The 22,832-nt window shown below is 32.8% G+C and carries 11 protein-coding genes; 3 read left to right on the top strand and 8 right to left on the bottom strand.

Annotation, left to right across the window (positions count from 1 at the left end):
- Window positions 1-70: 70 nt before the first annotated feature.
- Window positions 71-1,591: a DUF1214 domain-containing protein gene (locus tag EI427_RS16320; RefSeq protein WP_126616720.1), complete on the top strand. Its 1,521-nt coding sequence runs from the start codon at window positions 71-73 to the stop codon at window positions 1,589-1,591.
- Between the two features lie 107 nt (window positions 1,592-1,698).
- Here EI427_RS16320 and EI427_RS16315 read toward each other — a convergent pair whose 3' ends face one another.
- The 8 genes from EI427_RS16315 to EI427_RS16280 form a co-directional block, all read right to left on the bottom strand.
- Complete coding sequence (locus EI427_RS16315) at window positions 1,699-6,447, bottom strand: fibronectin type III domain-containing protein (protein WP_126616718.1); 4,749 nt, start codon at window positions 6,445-6,447, stop codon at window positions 1,699-1,701.
- A gap of 178 nt (window positions 6,448-6,625) precedes the next feature.
- Window positions 6,626-7,990, bottom strand: coding sequence for a RagB/SusD family nutrient uptake outer membrane protein (locus tag EI427_RS16310; protein ID WP_126616716.1), 1,365 nt, complete (start codon window positions 7,988-7,990; stop codon window positions 6,626-6,628).
- 14 nt (window positions 7,991-8,004) lie between these two features.
- On the bottom strand, window positions 8,005-11,103 hold the full coding sequence (locus EI427_RS16305; protein WP_240655320.1) for a SusC/RagA family TonB-linked outer membrane protein: 3,099 nt from the start codon (window positions 11,101-11,103) through the stop codon (window positions 8,005-8,007).
- Window positions 11,104-11,741: 638 nt separating this feature from the next.
- Window positions 11,742-12,446 carry a FadR/GntR family transcriptional regulator gene (locus tag EI427_RS16300; protein WP_170178509.1) on the bottom strand — a complete coding sequence of 235 codons (705 nt, stop codon included), beginning with the start codon at window positions 12,444-12,446 and terminating at the stop codon, window positions 11,742-11,744.
- A 296-nt stretch (window positions 12,447-12,742) separates the two neighbouring features.
- Window positions 12,743-14,350 carry a polysaccharide lyase family 7 protein gene (locus EI427_RS16295; RefSeq protein ID WP_126616710.1) on the bottom strand — a complete coding sequence of 536 codons (1,608 nt, stop codon included), beginning with the start codon at window positions 14,348-14,350 and terminating at the stop codon, window positions 12,743-12,745.
- Window positions 14,351-14,571: 221 nt separating this feature from the next.
- Window positions 14,572-15,336, bottom strand: a complete 765-nt coding sequence (locus tag EI427_RS16290; RefSeq protein WP_126616708.1) for an SDR family NAD(P)-dependent oxidoreductase — start codon at window positions 15,334-15,336, stop codon at window positions 14,572-14,574.
- Window positions 15,337-15,425: 89 nt separating this feature from the next.
- On the bottom strand, window positions 15,426-15,800 hold the full coding sequence (locus EI427_RS16285) for a cupin domain-containing protein (protein WP_126616706.1): 375 nt from the start codon (window positions 15,798-15,800) through the stop codon (window positions 15,426-15,428).
- Window positions 15,801-16,205: 405 nt separating this feature from the next.
- Complete coding sequence (locus tag EI427_RS16280; protein ID WP_126616704.1) at window positions 16,206-17,258, bottom strand: alpha/beta fold hydrolase; 1,053 nt, start codon at window positions 17,256-17,258, stop codon at window positions 16,206-16,208.
- Between the two features lie 588 nt (window positions 17,259-17,846).
- Here EI427_RS16280 and EI427_RS16275 point away from each other — a divergent pair.
- Window positions 17,847-21,092 (top strand): SusC/RagA family TonB-linked outer membrane protein, encoded by a 3,246-nt coding sequence (locus tag EI427_RS16275; RefSeq protein ID WP_126616702.1) that lies wholly within the window; start codon window positions 17,847-17,849, stop codon window positions 21,090-21,092.
- Window positions 21,093-21,145: 53 nt separating this feature from the next.
- Window positions 21,146-22,672, top strand: coding sequence for a SusD/RagB family nutrient-binding outer membrane lipoprotein (locus EI427_RS16270; protein WP_126616700.1), 1,527 nt, complete (start codon window positions 21,146-21,148; stop codon window positions 22,670-22,672).
- Window positions 22,673-22,832 lie beyond the last annotated feature (160 nt).

The raw sequence follows: 22,832 nt of genomic DNA, 5'->3' as shown, positions 1-22,832 counted from the left end.
GAACTAAAACCGTAAATTTTATTAACTCCAACCCGTTTTATTAAGTATGTTCAATTTAATACAAGATAAAATGAAAACAAGTACACATATCAAACAGTTTGCGTTGGGTTTAGCAATTTTAGGTGCAAATAACATAGCAAATGCTCAAAATGTTTTACCATTATCTGATGCATCTTTAATAGGAAATGAACAAATAGAAACTCCTTACACAAACGTGTCGCTTGATAATAATTACATCACCGAAGGGTCTGAAGCATTGTTTGATGCTATGGACTTCCAACGCGGTTCTCAAGCATACATTTGGGCTACTCCTATTGTCTCTATGAAGTCTTGGGGTATTAACGAAGATGCTGCTTATGCTGCTGCGGGTTTAGAAAACTTTGTGGTGTTACAATCATTAAAAGAAAAAAGAGGTGTAGTAACTGGTAACTTAACTACACCTTATATATTCACGTTTTCTAACCTTCAAGATGGTGCTGTAAAAGTAGAATATCCGAAAGGAATGACTGCTGGTGGATTTTTAGACTTATGGCAAAGACCTATTGCAGATTTAGGTTTAACGGGACCAGATAAAGGGCAAGGTGGTAGCTATATTGTTGTAGGACCAAACGATGACCCTTTGAAATATAAAGGCCAAGCAGATTTTATTTATCAATCGGAAACGAATAATTTCTTTATTGGTTTAAGAATCCTTAGTACAGAAAAAGATGCTATTAAAAGTTTTAATAAGAACCTAAAATTAGGGAAAGTTGATGCTCCTCTAAAAACAGCGAATTTTATTGAAGGAAAAGACAAAGAATGGTCGGGTACATCACCAAGAGGTATTGAGTTTTGGGCTTTACTACATGAGATAATAAATGAAGAACCTGTTAGAGAAGAAGATAAAGCATGGATTGCTATGCTAAAACCTCTTGGATTAGAAATAGGTAAACCTTTTGCACCGACTCCACGACAAGAAAAAATATTGTTAGAAGCTCATAATATGGGTGAATTAATGCTAAGAAATTTACAGACTAATCCAAGATTCTCTGCTCCTTATTGGGAAAATACAAGTTGGTATAAATCATTTGATTTTACAATTGAGCAGAAGAATGAGACAATGGTCTATTTAGATGAAAGAGCGGTATGGTTTTATGAAGCAGTTTCATCAACAAAAGGAATGGTAAACCCTACTCCTGGTTTTGGTCAGGTATATATGACTTCTAAAAGAGACGAGAATGGGGATTTATTAAGAGCAGATAAAACGTATAAACTAACTATACCTGCAGATGTTCCTGTAGAGCAATTTTGGTCGGTTACTTTGTATTCAGAAAATACAAGAAGACCTTATGATAATGGTGGAGATAAAATCGAAGACATTGGAATAAATTCAAGAAGAACCGACCTTGATGTTAATAAAGATGGATCTATTGATGTTTACATTGGAAGTAAAAAACCTAAAGGAGTAAATTCTTCTAACTACTTAAAAACAGTTGATAATAATGGTTGGTTTATATATTTTAGATTATATGCACCTAAGCAAGCCTTTTTCGATAAAACTTTTCAATTATCAGATTGGGAAGTTGTTGATGAAAGTCAGTTAACAAAGTAATATTTACCAGAATTATTTAAATAAAAAAAGCGTCACCTTTTTTAAACCACAGCTGTAGTTTAAGAAAGGTGACGCTTTTAGTTTGTCAGTCTGCAATATTCAATTGCTTAGAAGCACATTAATTTAGTAACTTCTTTATTGCCATTTTTATCAATAGCAACCAAAATATAAGTACCAGATACAAGATTAACCTTAAGGTTTCTAGCAGAACCTTCTATTACTGTATAACCTGTAAGGTCATAAACTTGGTAGGTAACTTCTGTTGAAAATTCAATGTTTATATCATTAACACTTGGGTTAGGATATACACTTTGAATTAATTTTACTGTTGAATTAGTAACTACAGAAAGTGGTGTATCTAATGTTATTTGAGTGAATACACTAGATTCTTCTGATAAGAAACCTTCACCATCTTCTGCTCTAACTATAACATCATAAGATGTACCAACCTCAAGATCTGTTAGATTGAAAGAGAATGTTTCACCATTTAACTCTGCAACCATTTTATAGTCTCCTTCTGCACCAGTAACTTTTAAGAAAACATAGTATGCATTAATTCCATTTAAAGAATTAGAAGGTTTCCAACTTACTGTAAAAGAATTTGCTGTAATTTGAGATGCAGATAATTCTGAAACAATATTAGGGCGATCACCTATGATTTCATCCTTAGAGTTTGTAGTCAACACTAACGGAGTAGATTTTTCAGAAACATTACCTGTTAAATCATACGCTTGTACTTCAAACGAGTAGCTTGTTGATGGTGTTAAACCAGCAACTTTGTAAGAAGTAGATTGAACTTCTTGGATCTTAATACCATCTTGGAAAATATTATAACCAATTACGCCAATGTTATCCGTAGAAGCAGTCCAACTTAAAGCAACATTTGTTCCTTGTGTATCTACAGATGTTAGGTCTGCCGGTGTAGTTGGTGCTTCGAAATCTGCTTGACTATCTTCTGTTACTGGAATAGAAGCAGGAAGAGAGAAGAATAAAGCAGTTCCAGAACTATTTTTTCTAAACTGATGACCAATTTCTACGGTAAATGCTTTACCACCCTTTAAATCTTCTTTATTAATTACATATTCTCTTTCTTTGATCTCTTCTTCATCTTGCCCTTCTAATTTTACTCTATACGTATAATCTTTAGGGTTGATAATCTGAGGTACGTTATCATAAAGTTCTCCAGTTAATACAGGCTCTTCCCAAGATACTGTTACAGTAGTTTCGTCGTTTGCCTGAATTCTAATTTTAGGAGCATTGATAATTGGTAAAATTTCCTGTTTAGGAGCATAAATCACTTTTGCAATTTTAATATTTGGATACCCCATAAAGAATGCAATTTCGTTAATGCCTTCTTTTAGCATTGTAGCATTATTATTTCTAATCTGATAGCCAACTAAAACCCATTGCCACTTACCAACTAAATCACCAGAAATTCTAGAGCCAAAAGCAGCACCGTATTCACCTTCAGTTCTTTTATCAACATCAATACCGTTTACGCTACCATAAATTTTACCACCATTCTTTTCACCTTGATTAATTAAAGCCCAGATGAATCCTGTTTGAACAGTTGGCATACTAATTTTATATGATAAAGAAGGAGACTTCATTCTGTCTGCAGATACTTTATTGACATTAGTTGTTGTATCTGTATTTTCTAAATATAAGTATTTACCAACAACTTCGTCTGTACCTACTAACCATTTTTGGCCATCAAAAGCATCACTACCAGGTAAGTTTGAAGCAAACTCAACAGCATCGAATTGGTACACACCTTCACCGTCTGCTTGATGAATAAAATCTTGGTATTCACCGTCAGGGTTAGTCGGTACTGCTATTGTAGAAACTGTATGAACATCTGACATTTCAGAATCATTTCCAGCAGCATCATAAGCAATCACAGAAAATGAATATTCAGTTTCAGGTTGTAATCCAGAAATTGTAGTACTAGTTCCGTCTGTAATTCTACTTGACAACTCTCCTCCGTCTTGCTTAATTTTATAACCTACTACACCAATATTGTCTGTTGCTGCAGTCCAAGATAAAGTGATTGAGTTTTGAGTAATATCAGAAGAAGCAAGGTCTGAAGGTTTTGTTGGAGCTTCGTTATCTTCACCTTGAGAAGGTTGAGAATTGGCATCCACAGTAATTTCTCCAGGAATTGAATAAGTTGCGTGAGTTCCAGAACTATTTTTCTTAAATTCATGTCCAACTTCCACTGTAACAATTTTAGCTTCTGTTAAATTTGTTAGAGGAATTTGAATTGTTCTTGTAGTAATATTATCACCTATAACTTCTTCACCTAATTTTACTCTATAGTAGTATGATTTTGTTGTAAAAACCGCATCAGTATTATCATAAACATCACCAGTTAAAGTAGGTTCATCCCACCCGATAGTTAAGTTTGTACCATCATTATCGGTAACACTAGGCATTTTTGTATCAATTATTAAGTTGATATCCTGCTGAGGTGTAAATGCGATTTTAGCAATCTTAATATTAGGTCTTGCTTTAAAAATCTCTATTGTATTGTCTCCATCAATAACAACCTTATCATTTGCTTGGTTATTAATTAAGATCCATTGCCATTCTCCTTTCATGTGATCTGAAATTCGAGATTTAGCTGCACTTCCGTAAGAATCTGCTTCACGTTTATCTAAATCTAGATCATTCATGTTAACATAAATACGACCAGCATCTTTAGAACCTTCATTAATTAACGCCCATACAAAACCTGTTTTTGCAGACTCCATATTAATCTTAAATACTAAAGATGGAGAAGCAGCTCTTTCAGATGAAGTCTCATTTCTGTTATCAGAATCAGTATTTTCTAAATACATGTAATCTCCAATTACTTCATCAGTACCTTTTACCCATTTTTCTCCAGAAAAATCTTGAGCACCAAATGCTGAACCTTCTTTATTTTCTGCAAATTCTGTAGCAGAGAACATATAAATACCATTTGCATCTGCTATATGAGGATCAGTTGTTGGCTCTAAACCACCTTCTTCTTCCTCTGATTCTTCAGGTTGAGAAGTAGCATTTACAGTTAACGTAGTAGTTAAAGAGTAGTTATCTAAATTAGACGAGCTATTCTTTCTGAATTGATGACCAACTTGTACTTCAACATCAACATCTGATGTTAAATCTGCTAAAGGTATTACAATTGTATTTTCAGTAGCAGCATCATTGATTAACTCCCCACCTACTTGAACTCTATAAAAATAATTTTTTGGATCGTATATAACTTCTTCAAAGTCGTATAATTCTCCTGTTAATGACGGATCTCCTATTGTTATAGTAAGGTTTGTACCATCATTTTCTGTAACAGTTAACATTGGAGCATTAATAATCATATTAAGCTCTTGTATAGGAGTGAAAGCAATTTTTGCTATTTTGATATCTGGTCTTGCTTTAAAAAACTCGATAGTATTATCTCCACTTATAACAATATTATCATTTGCTTGATTATTAAGTAGAATCCATTGCCATTGGCCTTTCATTTCATCAGAAATTCTAGACTTAGCAGCACTACCATAAGAATCTGCTTCACGTTTATCTAAATCTAGATCATTCATGTTTACATAAATACGACCAGCATCTTTAGAACCTTCATTAATTAACGCCCATACAAAACCTGTTTTTGCAGACTCCATATTAATCTTAAATACTAAAGATGGAGAAGCAGCTCTTTCAGATGAAGTCTCATTTCTGTTATCAGAATCAGTATTTTCTAAATACATGTAATCTCCAATTACTTCATCAGTACCTTTTACCCATTTTTCTCCAGAAAAATCTTGAGCACCAAATGCTGAACCTTCTTTATTTTCTGCAAATTCTGTAGCAGAGAACATATAAATACCATTTGCATCTGCTATATGAGGATCAGTTGTTGGCTCTAAACCACCTTCTTCTTCTGATTCTTCAGGTTGAGAAGTAGCATTTACAGTTAACGTAGTAGTTAAAGAGTAGTTATCTAAATTAGACGAGCTATTCTTTCTGAATTGATGACCAACTTGTACCTCAACATCAACATCTGATGTTAAATCTGCTAAAGGTATTACAATTGTATTTTCAGTAGCAGCATCATTGATTAACTCCCCACCTACTTGAACTCTATAAAAATAATTTTTTGGATCGTAGATAACTTCTTCAAAGTCGTATAATTCTCCTGTTAATGATGGATCTCCTATTGTTATAGTAAGGTTTGTACCATCATTTTCTGTAACAGTTAACATTGGAGCATTAATAATCATATTAAGCTCTTGTATAGGAGTGAAAGCAATTTTTGCTATTTTGATATCTGGTCTTGCTTTAAAAAACTCGATAGTATTATCTCCACTTATTACAATATTATCATTTGCTTGATTATTAAGCAGAATCCATTGCCATTGGCCTTTCATTTCATCAGAAATTCTAGACTTAGCAGCACTACCATAAGAATCTGCTTCACGCTTATCTAAATCAAGATCATTCATGTTAACATAAATACGACCAGCATCTTTTGCACCTTCATTGATTAATGCCCAAACAAAACCTTTTTGAGCAGATTCCATATTAATCTTATATGTTAATGATGGACTATCCCCTCTTTCAGCTGAAGTTTCATTTCTGTTGTCTGAAGAAGTGTTTTCTAAATACATGTAATCACCAACTACTTCGTCAGTTCCTTGTACCCAAACTTCACCATCAAAAGAATTTGAACCAGCATTGTTAGAAAAGTACTCTGTCGCTTGGAATACATAAACACCTTCGTTACCCTCTGTATGAGGTGTATCTGTTTGTTGTGCATATACACTTACAGTTCCTAAAAGAAAAAGTAAGCATAAATTTATAATGTTGTTAAAATTTCTCATGTGTAAATTTTTTGCAATATGTTGTTTTTAAGTATTGTTATGAGATAGAATGGAGATGTCTATTAATAAAAATATCCTATTGAGGAATCTATTAAATAGCTTTCAGTTTAATCTCCATTCTATCTTAGCATTTTAAAACGCTTAATTTTTTTGGGATGTGTGTTGTTTAATTACACTTCTAGTAACCAGGGTTTTGATCTAGTTGTCCTTTACTTGTATCAAGTTCTCTTTGTGGAATTGGTAGTAGTAAATGACGTTTATCAAAGCTTAGACCTTGGCTATTCATAAAGTTTGTAATTGTAGCCTCAAGATTTCCTGTTCTATCTAAATCAAACCAACGTTTGTTTTCATATAAAAATTCTTTTCTTCTTTCTGCGGCTAAAGTTGGGCTTGTAATATTCTGAATTTCGGCTAACCCTGCACGTTGTCTAATTGCATTAAAATAACCTAAAGCAGTAGCATCTGAGGTTTGGAAACTATCTCCGATTACAGCTTCTACATAAAGTAAAAGTACATCTGTATATCTTGTATGAACATAATCGTTACCAGATAATCTAATATTATTTGATACAGATAAGAACTTACCACAACCTTGTCTTTCTCCACGTTGATCTACAATGTTTGTTGTATATCTAAGGTCTTCTCCATTAATACCAGGTGAAGATTCGTAGAGATTTATCATGTTATCAGTTGCATAATTGTGTGAACCTTGCTCATACAAAAAGTAGTAAGAATAAGATTGAGAATTATCTGTGTTATCATCAATAAAAGAGATAGGGAATATTATTTCGTTACCTAATTCTTGATAAAATATATCTTCATAATTTGTTACTAAAGAGAAATTACCTCTATCAATAACAGCTTGTATTAATGTTTTTGCTTTATCATATTCCTTAAATTTTAAGTAATACTTAGCCAACATAGTTTCTGCTGTTTCCTTGTTTGCTCTACCTAAAGTTATTTGGTCTCTAGAAAGTAAATTTTCTATAGCAAACATAAGGTCTTCTTCAACAAAAGTATAAATTTCTGTTGCTTCAACTTGTTTGTATCCTTCTAAGTCTCCTTCATCAACCTTACGGTCAGCAATAGGAATACTACCAAAAAGGCGTACTAGGTTAAAGTGAATATAAGCTCTAACAAAACGAGCTTCAGCTTCAAATTGTTGTTTTTTAGTAGGATCAACAACGTTTTCAATACTTGCAAGAACTAAATTTGTTCTGTATAAAGTACTGTAACATGCATTCCAATAATTGGCTACTACAGAGTTGGTAGTAATTAATGTGAAAGATTCGAACTGAGCCCAATCACCAACACCACTACGTGTACCTGCATTGTCAGATCTCATTTCTAAAATTGCATATTCTTGTTGAACAACGTCTTGCAGACCAGAATAAATACCGATTACTGCAGTTTCAATTTCGTCATCATTTTTTAAGTAGTTGTCAACGCCTACTTCTGATATAGGATATTCCGTCAAGAAGTCATTACAAGCAACTAAGCTTGTTAATACTACTGCGAATACTATTTTTATAATTGATTTCATTTCAATAGTGATGATTAAAATTCAGCGTTAATACCAATAATAAATGAACGAGGAATTGGAGCAGCTCCTCTTTGATAACCGTAGTTAATTGGTCCTTCATCTCTTATCCCTTCTGGGTTGAAAGAAGTATAATCATCTGCCATAATGTAAAGTAAGTTTGTTCCAGAACAATACAGACGAGTTTTATTTAAACCAATTTTAGTTATCCAACGCTCAGGTAATGTAAAGCCCATATTTAAGCTTCTAAGTGCAATAAAAGAAGCATCCTGAACAACATCATCCGTTAAAATTCTTTCTTTTACTAAACTCATATCATCAAAGAATTGAGTATTAGGACGTTGTCCTTGCATTGTTTGGTACTCATAATATTGAGGGTCAATATTAAGCGTTTTTCCACCCATAGAACCTTGGAACATAAACATAAGATCAAATGGACCTACTTGGAATGAGTTGGTTATAGACCAGATAAATGTAGGATACGGCGAACCTAAAATAGTACGGTCCTTATCATCAATTACACCATCTTCGTTTAAATCTTTCACATAACCCATTTGAGATTTACCACCAATTGGCCAGAAACCTTCGTTTAAATACTCAAAAGGAACTTTACCATTATCGCCTTTAGAACGATCTATTTGGTAACCATAGAAAGATGAAATAGGTTGCCCTTCTACAGCAATCCAGTTAGCTGGTCTTTTAGAATCTACAGTAGTTATTAAGCTATCTACACCACCAAAATCAATTAATTTGTTTTCGTTAGTTGATGCATTCGCTGTAACTGTCCAGATGAATTTTGATGCTACAATTGGTTTCACGCTCATTTCGAATTCGAAACCTTCATTTTGCACCTGACCTAAGTTAATTGTACGTTGGTCAAATCCTGTAATTGATGGAATTTGTTGGCTCAACAATAAATTTGATGAAGTACGACGGTACCATTCTACAGAACCGAAAACTCTATTTCCAAAAAAGCCATAATCAATACCAGGGTTAAGTTCTACTTGTTGCTCCCAACGTAGATCTGGTTGAGCAATATTAGACGGTATATAACCAGAAGATATACTACCTCCTACTACTGCTCCAGATGGAGACATTCTTTCTAATGCTTCATAATATCCGATTCCTGAATTATTACCCGTAATACCATACGATATTCTCGGTTTTAAAACAGAGATCCAATTTACATTATCCATAAAGCTTTCTTCTGTAATTCTCCATCCAAAAGATGCAGCAGGGAAAACTCCGTACTTATAGTTAGATCCAAATTTAGAGCTACCATCTGTACGCATAGAAAGTGAGAATAAATATTTGTCATCAAAAGCATAATTCACACGAGCAAAAATAGAATGTAATGTTTCTACTGCTCTAGATTCATCTCCGTAAGCTATAGTCGAAGCTGCATTCATTGTTTGAACGGCATCGTTTGTAAAACCTGTACCGATTGTTTCTGTGAAATTATAGTTTCTTTGTTCAAATGACATACCTAAAGTAGCATTGATCTCATGTCTACCATTAAAGGTTTTATTGTATGTAAAGTAGTTATCATTTATCCATGCAAAGTCATTATATGTTCTTGTTCTTAAACGTGCATCAGATGCTCCATTTCTAGTTGCTTTAGTACCATCGTAATAATTACGAGCTCTATTACGGTAGTTTGTAACAAGCGACGAACGGAAATTTAAACCCTTAGCCATTTTATATTTTACATATGCACTTGCATATATTCTATGTGTAAGCTCTTTATGATCTCTCTCTACAATATTTGCATATGGGTTTGAGTTATTTGTAACACTCAAGTTCGGCAATGTTTTAGTAGGATCATTAGGGTCTGGATAGTTGTTGAAGTGAGATTCTTGTGCGTAATCTCCAACTGCTACGTCTGGGAAGTTTCCTCTATCTACAAATTGTATTGTATGATCATCATGCTTAATTGGTAACCAAGATGATTGACGAAGCGACTCATGAACTGAAGTAGGGAAAACCTGCTTCTGTTCTCTTGTAGGATTAAAGTTTACTCCTAATTCTAATCTTTTAGATAGCTTTGTTTTTAATTTAAAGCGTAAATTCATTTTAGAATAAGAATCTGCAAGTAGAACACCATCGTCTTTTAAGTAAGCTCCAGAGATATGATAATTAGTATTTTCAGATCCACCGTTAGCACTTAATGAATAAGATTGAATATTCCCTTCTTGGAAGATAATATCTTGCCAATCTGTTTCTTCTCCGGGAGTAATTCTTTGCATGTGATCCAACCTTGTAATAGTTGTGTTCGCCTTGTTGTAGATGTAGTTTAATTGCTCATCATCTGCATAATCTGGGAAATTTTGTTCAATTTCTGCTCTGTATGCTTCTGCCGTTGCCTTTGTTTCTGCAACAGTTGGGCGGAAATTATCTCTAGTTAAAGCCCATTTACGACCATAATAGCTATTAAAGCTAAATTTAGTTTCTCCTGGCTCTCCAGATTTAGTAGTAATCATGATTACACCATTACCACCTCTAGATCCAAAGATTGCTGCAGAAGAAGCATCCTTTAATACTTCAATAGATTCTACATCATTCATATCTAAAGAAGCTAGATAATCAGAATCTACAAGAACTCCATCTACAACTACTGCAGGAGATGCAGCAGCTCCGATAGAACCTACACCACGTACCTGAATTGTTGGAGAAGAACCTGCTTGTGGGTTCGTCATTTGAATATTCACACCAGAAACTTGTCCTATTAAGGCTTCATCTACACGAGATACAGGTAACTGATCGAGTTTTTCATTTTTTACTTTAGATATTGCACCCGTAACGTGAGATTTACGTTGCGTACCGTAACCAACTACAACAACCTCATCAAGGTGTTCTAATTTGTCTACCATTGCAACGTTAATTGTTGTTTGGTTTTCAACTTCAATGAATTGCTCTTCCATGCTAATATACCTGAAGATAAGTATATCATTTGGTTCACATGTAATAGTATATTTACCATCAAAGTTTGTTACTGTTCCAACAGTTGTGCCTTTTACTAGAATTGTAACTCCTGGTATCGGAAATTCATCGGACTGAGAGGTTACTAGACCTGATACTTGAACTTGTGCAAAGACTGAAGTGTTTATAAGTATCATTACTAAAAAAATAAATAGCTGCTTTTGCCATTTCAGTATTAATCCTAACATTTACTTATTTTTTAAAAGAAGTACATTTCATTCATTTTATATGTTTAGATTGGATGTTGGTTGACCAAATATACATTAATTTATTTAAGTGGCAATATGACACTTGTCATTTATTAGTAAATATATGTGAATTATTAACATTATTTTAAGTTTTAGGTAGGTAATAATGCTCTTTTATAGATGTAATTGATCAAATCTTTGATAAAATCAATTAATAAATTTTCACATAAATAAATATAAAAATGATGGAATTAAATTCCTTAATGGTATTTGGTGAATAATCGAAGTTTAAAGTGTCAGATATTAATATAAAGTCAAGTAGTAATCCAAATTAAAAAAGTAGTAGATTTTAATCCATATAAAAAAGTTAAGTTTAAATAATTGTTAAATTATAACGTTAAAGTAATACAGTATAGTGTAAATAGTATCAATTAATTAGGTGAAAAAATAGAAACCCTTTATCGGAATTATACAATTCTGATAAAGGGGTTATAAAATAGCTATCTTCAAAAAGTTAAATCTTAAAAAATAGTTTTAATAACATTGTGCAATATAAAAAATAATATGAATTTAAGAAAAATTTAGATTTAATAATCTAGGTCATATTTTTCTTTTGCAAACATTAGAATAGGATTCAAGTGATTACTCATTATTTCACGAGCTTTTTCACTGTCCTGATCAACAATAGCTTTATACAATGCATTGTGCTCATCAATAGCATTCTTACGATCATCATTAGAACAAACTCTCTTGTTATCGAACTGAGAAAGGATATCTGGAGTAATAATCATCATTAAACTCTTTAATGTAGAGTTTTTAGCACATCTACAAAGAGATAGGTGAAACATGAAATCTTTTTCAGATATATCTTCTGAGTTCTCTTTAACAGCCTCTTGGTATGCGTCTAAAGTATTTTTCACAAGTACTAAATCAGCTTCTGTTCTTCTTTTTGCAGCTAGTTCTGCAATTCTAAGTTCAAGTGTAACACGCGTTTCAATCAAAGAAAAGAAGTCGTTATTATCAATCTCTAAAATATTAGAAATTAACCCTTCTATAGCTTTAGCTCCTAAACCAACCACAAAGGTTCCACTCTGAGGTTGTGTTTTTAAAATACCAAAGTATTCCATTTTTTTTAGTGCTTCACGAACATGACTTCTACCCACACCAAATTGTTCACTTAATTTACGCTCAGGAGGTAATACTTGATTAGGTTTTAAAACACCTAATTCAATCATTTCCTTCAATTTTCTTATAATTATACTTGAAGGTTTTTCTACAAGTATTTTTTCCATTTCTATATCCATCTTATTCAATTTTTTATACTGAAACTCAATAAAGGATTCCAGACAATTTAACAAACAAGACCTTTGGTAAGACCTTTATATATTCTGTTTTAGACTTTATTTTAGTAGCTAAATTATTTATCAATTAATGTTGAAAGTTACAATAACGCTGATAAATGTTAGTTGCTAATTAAAGCTAAAATATATAATTTTTAAAGATCATCCTATTTAAAGCCCTTGTAGAGGCTTAAAACGGGTGTTTTAATAGGTAGATATAATCAAAATCGCAATAAAAGAAATATTGGTTACTTATCTTTTGGTGTATATGTAGTTTTCAAAATAATAGATTTTACAGCTACTTCTCCGTAAGATTTGTAAGGCTCGTCTACACCAGTTTTTTTAATTTGACTCTGGAATTTAGAGGCCTGTGTATAGCAACCTACTTTAAAATAACCTGTACTGTCCATAGACTTCCAGATTTTTTTATACTTTGTTTTTTGATCAAGGTTTTCAATCTCACAAGCTATAAAACCCTTGTCTACATTAACGGTAATTCTAAGTTGTTCGCCAAGGTTATAATCAAGTGCATTTTCATAGTCTTTGTTATTTTCGTTCCAAACAATATACACTCCTTTTTTCTTACTGTAATGTACTCTTAATGGCTCATCATCTGGACCATGAATTTGTGTAATACAAACGTTGGATTTTATTTGAGGAAGATGTGTTACTCTCAATTCAGTTTGCAAAAATTGAGGGTCATTTACTGACCAATATAAATTTCCATGCCCTGAACGTTGGCGTAATTCTGATCTAGGGTACTTAGAACCTTTTGTTGTTGCACCTGCACAATGTGCTCTAAAAAAAACTTCGCCATCTTTTGCATAAAAATAAGGTTTGTATTCAAAATCAACAATGGCTTTATCCGCTACTTCTAAAGGTGTTTTTATTCTTTGATCAACATCAAGTACTCTCCTATTATCTTCACCAAGAGCATTTATTGGTAGGGTGACTTTCCAATCAGTTAATGATGGAATAACATCTGATGGATATTGGTAATTTGGATCAATTACAAGGTTATGTATTGTGATTTTAAAATCATCAAAGCGGACTTCTTTTTCTGTGTAACGTCCTCCAATAGTTATATTTTTTGTTTTAGCATTTGATGCAAAACTTAAAGATATCTCTTCAAATTCTTCTGTGTTAAAATCTTGTGTAATTTCTTCTCCTTTAACAACTGCAAAAAGTTGTCCTTTTCCTTTTACAGCGGCAGTTAAAGTATATTCTTGATTTGGGTAAACTTTTACGGTTTGTTTTATTTCACCTTTGGCTTTCATTTTAGCAGATTTCTCCCCAGTTTTTACAACATTGGAAGGAGAAACATCACCAGAAATATTCCAATATTTAAATCTCTCTTCAAAACCGTTATTTACTATTAATATTGGGCGAATATCTTCATTTTCATTTGCAGGTTCTGTAACAGCAGAGATAGAAAAATCGTCTAAACGAGATTGACCATTATTGTATTCAGCACCGATAGAAATATTCTTTGCTTTACCGCTATTAAAAGCAATTTCTACAACCTCAAATTTTTTATTAGTAATTGTTTTTTCTTGTCTTTTCCCTTTTACTGTAACAAATACATTCGCATTACCTTTTACGGCAACACGTAAAATATAGTCTTTTTTAGGCTCTACACGAACATATTGATGAATTTCAGCTCCTTTTTCAGCTAATTTTGCTGAACCACCACCTGTATTAACATCTTGAGATTTTTGAACCTTGCCTTTTACTTCCCAGTTCTTCAAACCATCTTCAAATCCATTGTTAATGATAACAATTGGTTTTTGAGCAAATACAAAAATACTCTGAAGACATAGTAAAAATAAAAAAAGTGTTGTTGTTAAGTTTTTCATATCTCGTTTACTTAAAGCCTAAAAAGAAAGCTTCACCACAAAAAATGTGATGAAGCAATATATACAATAAATAACTTATTCTACTAAGCAAAAAATCAAAAGAAACCGGAAATTTTATCTTACTATTTTCTGTCTATTCAAAATAGAAACTATAGACTTTTATCCATCACACTTTCACACAAAAAAGGCAAGAAAAAGTACGATAACTCTTGATGTTTTGCTTAAGAGAATGCTAATCCACCATTGATGTCTATATTGTTACCAGACATGAAAGATGATTTTTCTGACGCTAGGTATACTACTAAATCAGCCACCTCTTCTGCACGACCTTCACGACGTAAAGCTGTTGCCGCAGCTACATTTACACGTGCTTGATCTGGCGTGTGATCATCATGGAATTTAGTATTAATCATACCAGGACAGATTGCATTACAACGCACACCAATACCGCCTAATTCTTTTGCCATTGCTCTTGTAAAGCCCATTACTGCAGCTTTAGATGCACCATATAAAGATGCTCCAGCTCCAGCTCCGTCACGACCTGCTTGAGAAGCAAAGTTCACGATAGATCCACCTTCACCTAAGTAAGGACGTACTGCTTTTGTCATAGACCAAACAGTTTTCATGTTTAAGTCCATAAGTAAATTGTACCAATCTTCGTCTTGCTCTTCGATCTTCTTTCTACCAATAATTCCACCCGCAACGTTTACAAGAACGTCTACTTTTTCTCCAAAAGCTTCTACACTTTGAGCAATAACGTTTTCAACGTCTTTTGCTTTCATCAAATCTCCAGGAACAGTAATAATTTCAGCTCCTTTTTCTTTTGCTAATCTTACAGTTTCAGCTGCATTTTCTGCTGCACCTTCCTCATCAGCGTAATAATTTACTACTAATTTAGCTCCAGCATCTGCCATTGCTAATGTAATTGAGCGTCCAATATCACGAACACCACCTGTTATTACTGCTACCTTTCCCGATAAAACCATAGTTGTATTTTGTTTATTTTTAGTTTAATAGTATCTTTTATTCTAAGTAGTCTCAACATCAATTTTAATTAAAACCGATTATTGACGGCTTACTTCCCTACTAAATAAGCAGGTTTAGAACCGTCTAGAAAGTCCATTCTAGCAGGACCAAACGTATCAATCAACATGCCGTCTTCTAAACATAATGCTTCATGCTCTACGTGAGGTTCACAATAGAAAGCGTCTCCTTTATTGATGATTTTTGTCTCATCACCAATTCTCATTTTAAAAGAACCTTCTACTACATATGTAACTTGAGAATGGAAATGCTCGTGCGGAGAACCGACAGCACCTTTCTCAAACTTAACTTTAACAGCCATTAATTGGTTGTCATAGCCAATGATTTGTCGAGAAATACCATTTCCTAACTCTTCCCATTCGTTGTCAGACGAGACGAAAAAAGCTTTAGATTGAATTTGTTCCATTATTTTAAGTGTTTATCGATTTGTTAATCAAGTAGTTTAATCGGAAATAAATTGTCACCTAACCAACATCCGTATACAACAAGTATACTTCTGGTGAAATTTATTACACTATTGATTTAGAACTACTTTCTATTATTTCATGTGTTAAATTCTAATTCATTGTAGCATGAGATTGCTTATCTCATTCTTGTAGCTTACTTTACAATTAGTATTATAGCGTACTAACTGTTTAACTTGTCAACCAATCAACTGGTGATTGGTTGACCAAATATGGAAAATCATTTTACATTTTCCTAAAATGAACTTCTTTTTCTTAAAAAAAGGCAGATAATATTGTATTATCTACCTTTAATATGGATTTATAGCCTTTATTTTAGCTTACTTAGCTTATTTCGAAATCAAGAATTATTTGTACTTATCGAAATAATCTAATGTATGATTAATCGTTTCGGTACGTTCAATATCTTTCTCTATTAATAATTCATGTTGAGCATCTTCTACTAAATGTCCTTCACAAACTTTACCTATACTCTGAGCGCTAATAATAAATTCTTCATGAGCTTGCGTATTTACTATTTGTTCATTTTCTGCTGAGAACAAAATAAATGGTGTTTCAATTTTATCTATATTACTATTAATGTAGTCAAATTGATTGCATGATTTTAAAACCCATTCATACGTTGCTCCACCTAATCTTGCTTTTGGAACTTCTTTAAAAACAGCATTCATTCTTTCCAATCTTAAAACAGAACCTGTTAGTGTATTTTCTTTAAAAGGAGTTGGTGCATATTTACCCCCTCCTGGAGCATAAGCAATTGTATCCTTTTCTAGTAGCTTAGCTCCTCCACAAGATCCGAATGGCAAACCTAACATTGGCGATGAAAAAGCAGCAGCATTAAAATCTTTTGTATGTTGTTCTAAATAGGTCATTCCAATTGCACCTCCCATTGAGTGACACAATAAATATTTTCTTTTATGCTTACCTGAAACTACAAGACTATCATAAAAGAATTTCAGATCGTCTATATAATATTGAAAGTTGTCTACATATCCCATATCAGGATCATTTGTCATCCTACCCGATAAGCCTTGCCCTCTATGGTCTATAATATAAACAGAATAGCCATTTATAAATAGATCAAAAATTAATTCTTTATACTTTATCGCTGCCTCTGTACGGCCTGCAGATATAACAATAGCTGGACTATCTTCTTTCTTCTGCTGAAAGGTTTTATAATAGATTTCTACTTGTTCTTTTCCTTTAAAGTACCCTTCGTTCCCTTTATTATAAAATTTATCTATTTTATCTGTATAAGCAGTATCCTTTAGTTCATCTATAGTAGAGAGATTGTATTTATTCTCTTCTTTTTGTAGATGATTAAATGATGATGGCGTATTACATGACGTTAATAAACAGAAAATGAAAGCAAATTGATTGATATATTTTTCGAAAAACATGGATATAAAAATTTGAGAAGATCTAAAAGGTACTAATTTGGCACCTCATATACAGCACTTGATTTATAAAGATACTATACTTTATTTATTGGGGAAGTAAAGGGGGAAATGTTTTACATAAATTCTCAATTTTGAAACTATAGTAGTCTTAATAATCAATTCTTATTCCTAAAAAAAATTCCAAAACGACATATAAATGTGTATTTAACACTTCTGTAATGTTAAAATACGGCTATTAAGTTTTGTTATCAGTTGTTCAAAAAATTGTACTATACTTTTATGATTCGATATTGACTATTCTTTTTCTTGTATTATTCTTATCTAAGTCATTTTTTTCAATTGAATCAAAAAGTTTAAAACTTGCAATTATCAATTATAAAAAACTAATTTTGAATACGTTAAATAATTAAATAGCTATTAATTTTTATTGATCAATTAAAACTAAATCTCAAATCATCACATACTAAATAAATATGTAATACATTATATTCATCTACTAAATTATTTTTTTAAATCAATTATTTAAAAGGCATGCATAACTAGCATGCTATCAACCTACTTTTCAAACTAATATCATCTATTAAAATCATGAGAAAACTAGTAGTACTAGTCTTGCTTGTTTTTGGTTTACAACATTTTGTAACGGCACAAGAAAGAACTATATCAGGAACAATTCTTGACGAAACTAATGCACCTCTGCCTGGGGTTGCTGTAATAATAAAAGGGACATCACAAGGTAGTGTAACTGATATTGATGGTCATTATCAATTAATAATTAAAGAAGCAGATGCGACATTGATTTATACACTTATTGGATACAAATCAAAAGAAATAAAAATTGGAAGTAGTAATAAAATTGACGTAAACTTAGAAGAAGACATTGAACAACTGGATGAGGTAGTTGTAACGGCCTTAGGGATTACAAGAGATGAAAAGTCTTTAGGTTATTCTGTTCAGAAAATACAAAGTGATCAGTTTTCTGAGACAGCTGGAGAGAATATTACAAATTCTTTGTCTGGAAGGGTATCTGGATTACAAGTAAGAAACTCTGGGAATATGGGTGGTTCTTCTAATGTAATAATTAGAGGTTACTCAACAATTGGGTCTAGTAATCAACCGTTATACGTTGTAGACGGAGTGCCTATTTCTAATTCTAACAGCAATGAAAGTGGCCAAAGTACTGGTGGCGGTGGTTACGATTATGGAGACCTATCACAAGATATTGACCCTAATAGTATCGAGACAATTTCTGTTTTAAAAGGTGCAACAGCTACTGCCCTTTATGGTTCTAGGGGTGCAAATGGTGTAATAATGATTACTACAAAGAAAGGTACTAAAAAGAAAGGAATAGGTGTTACAGTGGGTGCAAACGTATCTTTTGATAAAATTAATACTGCGACTATGCCAAAATATCAAAAAGAATATGGTGCAGGTTATGGTGGTATTGGCGGTGGTTTTACCGAAACAGATGAAAATGGGAACCCTACGGTAAACTTTTCTGATGATGCATCTTTTGGTCCTAAGTTTGATCCCAATTTACAAGTAAGACATTGGGATAGTTTTGACCCATCAAATACGGCCGAATATGGAAAAACTAGACCTTATGTTGCTTCAGAAAAAGGACCTGAACACTTTTATGAAACAGGTGTTACACAAACTTATAATATTGGTTTAGATGGTGGTACGGAAACATCTAATTTTAGATTAGGGTATACCTACAAAGACATTAAAGGTGTTCTTCCTAATTCTAACCTTAACAGGAATAATATCAATTTTACGGCTTCTCATAAACTATCAGATAAGTTTGAAGTATCATTTTCTGGATCTTATATTACCGTAGAAGGTCTTGGTAGAAATGGCACAGGGTATGATCCTAGAAATGTTGGACAATCTTTTAACCAATGGTTCCAAACTAACTTAGATTTTGATAGATTAAAAAGAAGTTATGTAGATGCTGCTGGAAATCAGAATACTTGGAATAGAAGAAGTATTGAAGATGGTAAACCTGCCTTTTTTGATAATCCTTATTGGGTTAGGTTTAAAAATTACCAGAACGATTCTAGAGATCGCTTGTATGGTAATTTTAATTTGAATTACAAATTAACAGACTGGTGGTCTATAACAGGTATTGGAGCAATTGATACATATACTTTAGAGCAAGAAGAAAGAATTGCTGTTGGTGGAACAGATACTCCAGAATATAACATTTATAAGAAGAATGGTAAAGAGACTAACTTTGATATTAGAACAAATTTCAATAAACGTTTTGCTAATAACCTTTCTTTAACGGCTATGATTGGTGGTAATGTAAGAACACAAAATAGCTATTCATTGTATAATGCGACAAGAGGTGGTTTAGTTGTAAAAGATTTATATGCACTAAGTAACTCCGTATCACCAGAATATGTTATTAATGAAGTGGTATCGAGTAGACAAGTACAAAGTGTTTATGCAAATGCATCTTTAGGTTGGAAAGATATGGTGTATTTAGATATTTCTGCAAGAAATGACTGGTCGTCTACACTTCCACCATCAGAAAATTCATTCTTCTACCCTGCTGTATCTACATCTTTTATTTTTACAGAACTTAATTCTTTAAAAAATAGTGATGTAATATCTTTTGGTAAGGTTAGGTTTGGATATGCACAAGTTGGTAACGATACATCACCTTATAACACTACAAACTATTATAATTCTGTTGGTAAATTTGGCGATGTTCCCAAATACAGTAAGAGTAGTTCTTCTGTAGGATCTACATTATATAACCCAGAATTAAAACCTGAGTTGACAAACGAATTAGAGCTTGGTCTTGAGGTAATGTTCTTCCAGAGAAGAATTGGTCTTGACCTTACTTTCTATGATCGTACTACAAGAAACCAAATCTTAGGTGTACAAACAACAGGTGCTACAGGTTATACTTCACAATATCAAAATGCGGGAGATGTAAGAAATAAAGGAATGGAAATTTCTCTTAACACAACTCCTGTTCGTACTTCTTATGGATTAGAATGGAACGTAGGCTTTAATTTTGGCAAAAACATTTCTGAAGTCACTTCTTTATCTAATGGTGTAGAAAACCTTGTTTTAGGAGAGCTTACAGGTACAGCATCTGTTACTGCAGCAGTTGGTCAGCCTTATGGAGCAATAAAAGGAACAAATTTTAAATATCATGAAAATGGTGGCAAAATGGTAGACGATGAGGGCTTCTATATGTACGCCTCTGATGCTGAAGGTGCTACAACTTCTGATGAAATAATTGGTAATATGCAACCAGATTGGACTGGTGGAGTTTCTACTTCTGTATCTTATAAAGGGATTCGATTAAGTGCACTTATTGATATGTCAATTGGAGGTGAAATATTCTCACAATCATATAGATACGGGTTATCTACGGGTTTATATGAAGAAACAGCAGGATTAAATTCTAAAGGAAACCCGTCTAGAAGTTCTCTTGCAGACGGAGGTGGATTATTATTAGAAGGTGTAAAAGAAGATGGATCTCCAAATGATGTATTTGTACCTAATGATGTATCAGGTAGTGGATCTGCATTTAACTATAATCAAAACCCAGATGCTGTCTATATTTATGATGCCTCTTGGATAAAATTAAGAGATGTTAGTATCACCTATACTCTCCCATCTAATCTTATTACAAAAGGTCCATTTAATGCGATTACACTGGGTGTTTACGGTAGAAATTTAGCAATTCTTCATAAAAACTTCCCTTATTTCGATCCAGAAATCACACTTAGATCTGGTAATGTTCAAGGCTATGAGTCTGGCTCTACCCCGACAACAAGAACATTTGGGTTTAGTGTAAAAGCTAAATTATAAAAATTAATAAAACAGTAATTACATAGTCAAACGACTAGAAAATAATATCAATTATGTATTTACAATTGAAAAAATATATTCCTCTTCTGATTATACTAAATGCTTTTATTTCTTGTACATCAGAATATGAAGAAATCAATACAGACCCTAAGAAACCTCTTACTATTGATGCCGCTTATTTGATATCAACTACAGAACAAAAACTAGTTGATGTTGAACAAAACCCAAGTGTAAACTGGGGTAACACAAGGTTATTTGCACAATATTGGATGCAAGTACAATATGTTGGTGAGTCGCAGTATTACATTGATAATAGAGACATAAATGGCACAATTTGGGATTATTATTATATAGCTCTGAATGATTTAAAGGATGCAAAATCTATTGTAGAAGGTGAAAGAGAAGTTATTCCTGAGCAAGAATACACTAATAAGATGGCAATTATTAAGATTTTAGAATCGTATGCTTGGTTACAATTAACAGACTTTTTTACGGATGTTCCTTACGAAGAAGCTTTGGGTAATAATAAAGTAATTTATCCTCAATACGATGATGCACAGTCTATTTACATGAAAACTCTAAGTGTTTTAGAAGAAGTGGTAAATACAGATCTTTCTGGAACTGCATTTACATCAACGGATATAATTTATAAAGGAGACATTTTGAAATGGAAGAACTTTGCAGGATCAATAATGATGAGAATGGCCATGAGAATTGCCGATGTTGATGCTGCAAATTCTAAAAAATATTTTGATTTAGCCGCTTCAAAAGGATTTATAAATGATCTTGAAGGAGAAGCAATGTTCCCTTACAAAAGTACGTTCCCAAATGCTAATCCTGTATTTGAATATTGGGATGTAACTGGCTCTAATAGACCTATTGAATTTAATATGGCCAATACTTTAGTAGATGCTCTAAATGATTTAGAAGACCCTAGAAGACCATTTTATATAGATGATAATCTTCAAGAAGTTCAATTTGATAGTAAAGGAGATACACTAAAAGATGCAGATGGAGAAGTAGTCACAAAAGTGATTTATGAAGGTATTTTATATGGAGGAGCATCAACTACTTTCAGTAAATATTCTCACATAGCACCTAGTTATCAGCAAGATCCTACGCAGGTGGGTAAATTATTTTCTCTTGTAGAAACGTTTTTTATCCAATCAGAACAAGCTGCTAGACAAGGTAATACTACACAAGCTCAGATGTATTATAACGAAGCAATTACAGCATCTATGAAAGAATGGGGCGTAGAAGATACAGACATTACTGCATATTTAGTGCAGGCAAATGTAGATTATACAACGCTTTTAGCTAGTGGTAAAACATTTAAAGAGATTATTGGTCTTCAGAAATGGATAGCAAATTACAATTCGCCATTTAACGGGTGGAGAGAAGCAATTCGTTTAGGAGGTGCTCCACTCGCTCCACCTGCAGAAGGACCAAGTAGAAATATTATTATTCAAAGATATACATATCCATCGTCTGAACAACAACTTAATCCAACTAATAGAAGTACTGCTGCTTCTAGAATTGGTGGTGATAAGTTGGAAACTCAAATGTGGTGGCAGAAATAAATAGAAAGTAGAAGTAGAAAGTTACAATTGGAACTTAAGTTGAAAAGCTGCCTCTTTATGGGAGGTAGCTTTTTTCTTTATTTTTAAAATATCTGAATACAAGAATATAATTCTATCTCAGCTTGTCTTTTCTCTATTGTATTTAATTTTTCTTGAATTT

Source organism: Flammeovirga pectinis (assembly GCF_003970675.1).
GTDB lineage: Bacteria > Bacteroidota > Bacteroidia > Cytophagales > Flammeovirgaceae > Flammeovirga > Flammeovirga pectinis.
This window is presented reverse-complemented; position numbering and strand designations above follow the sequence as displayed.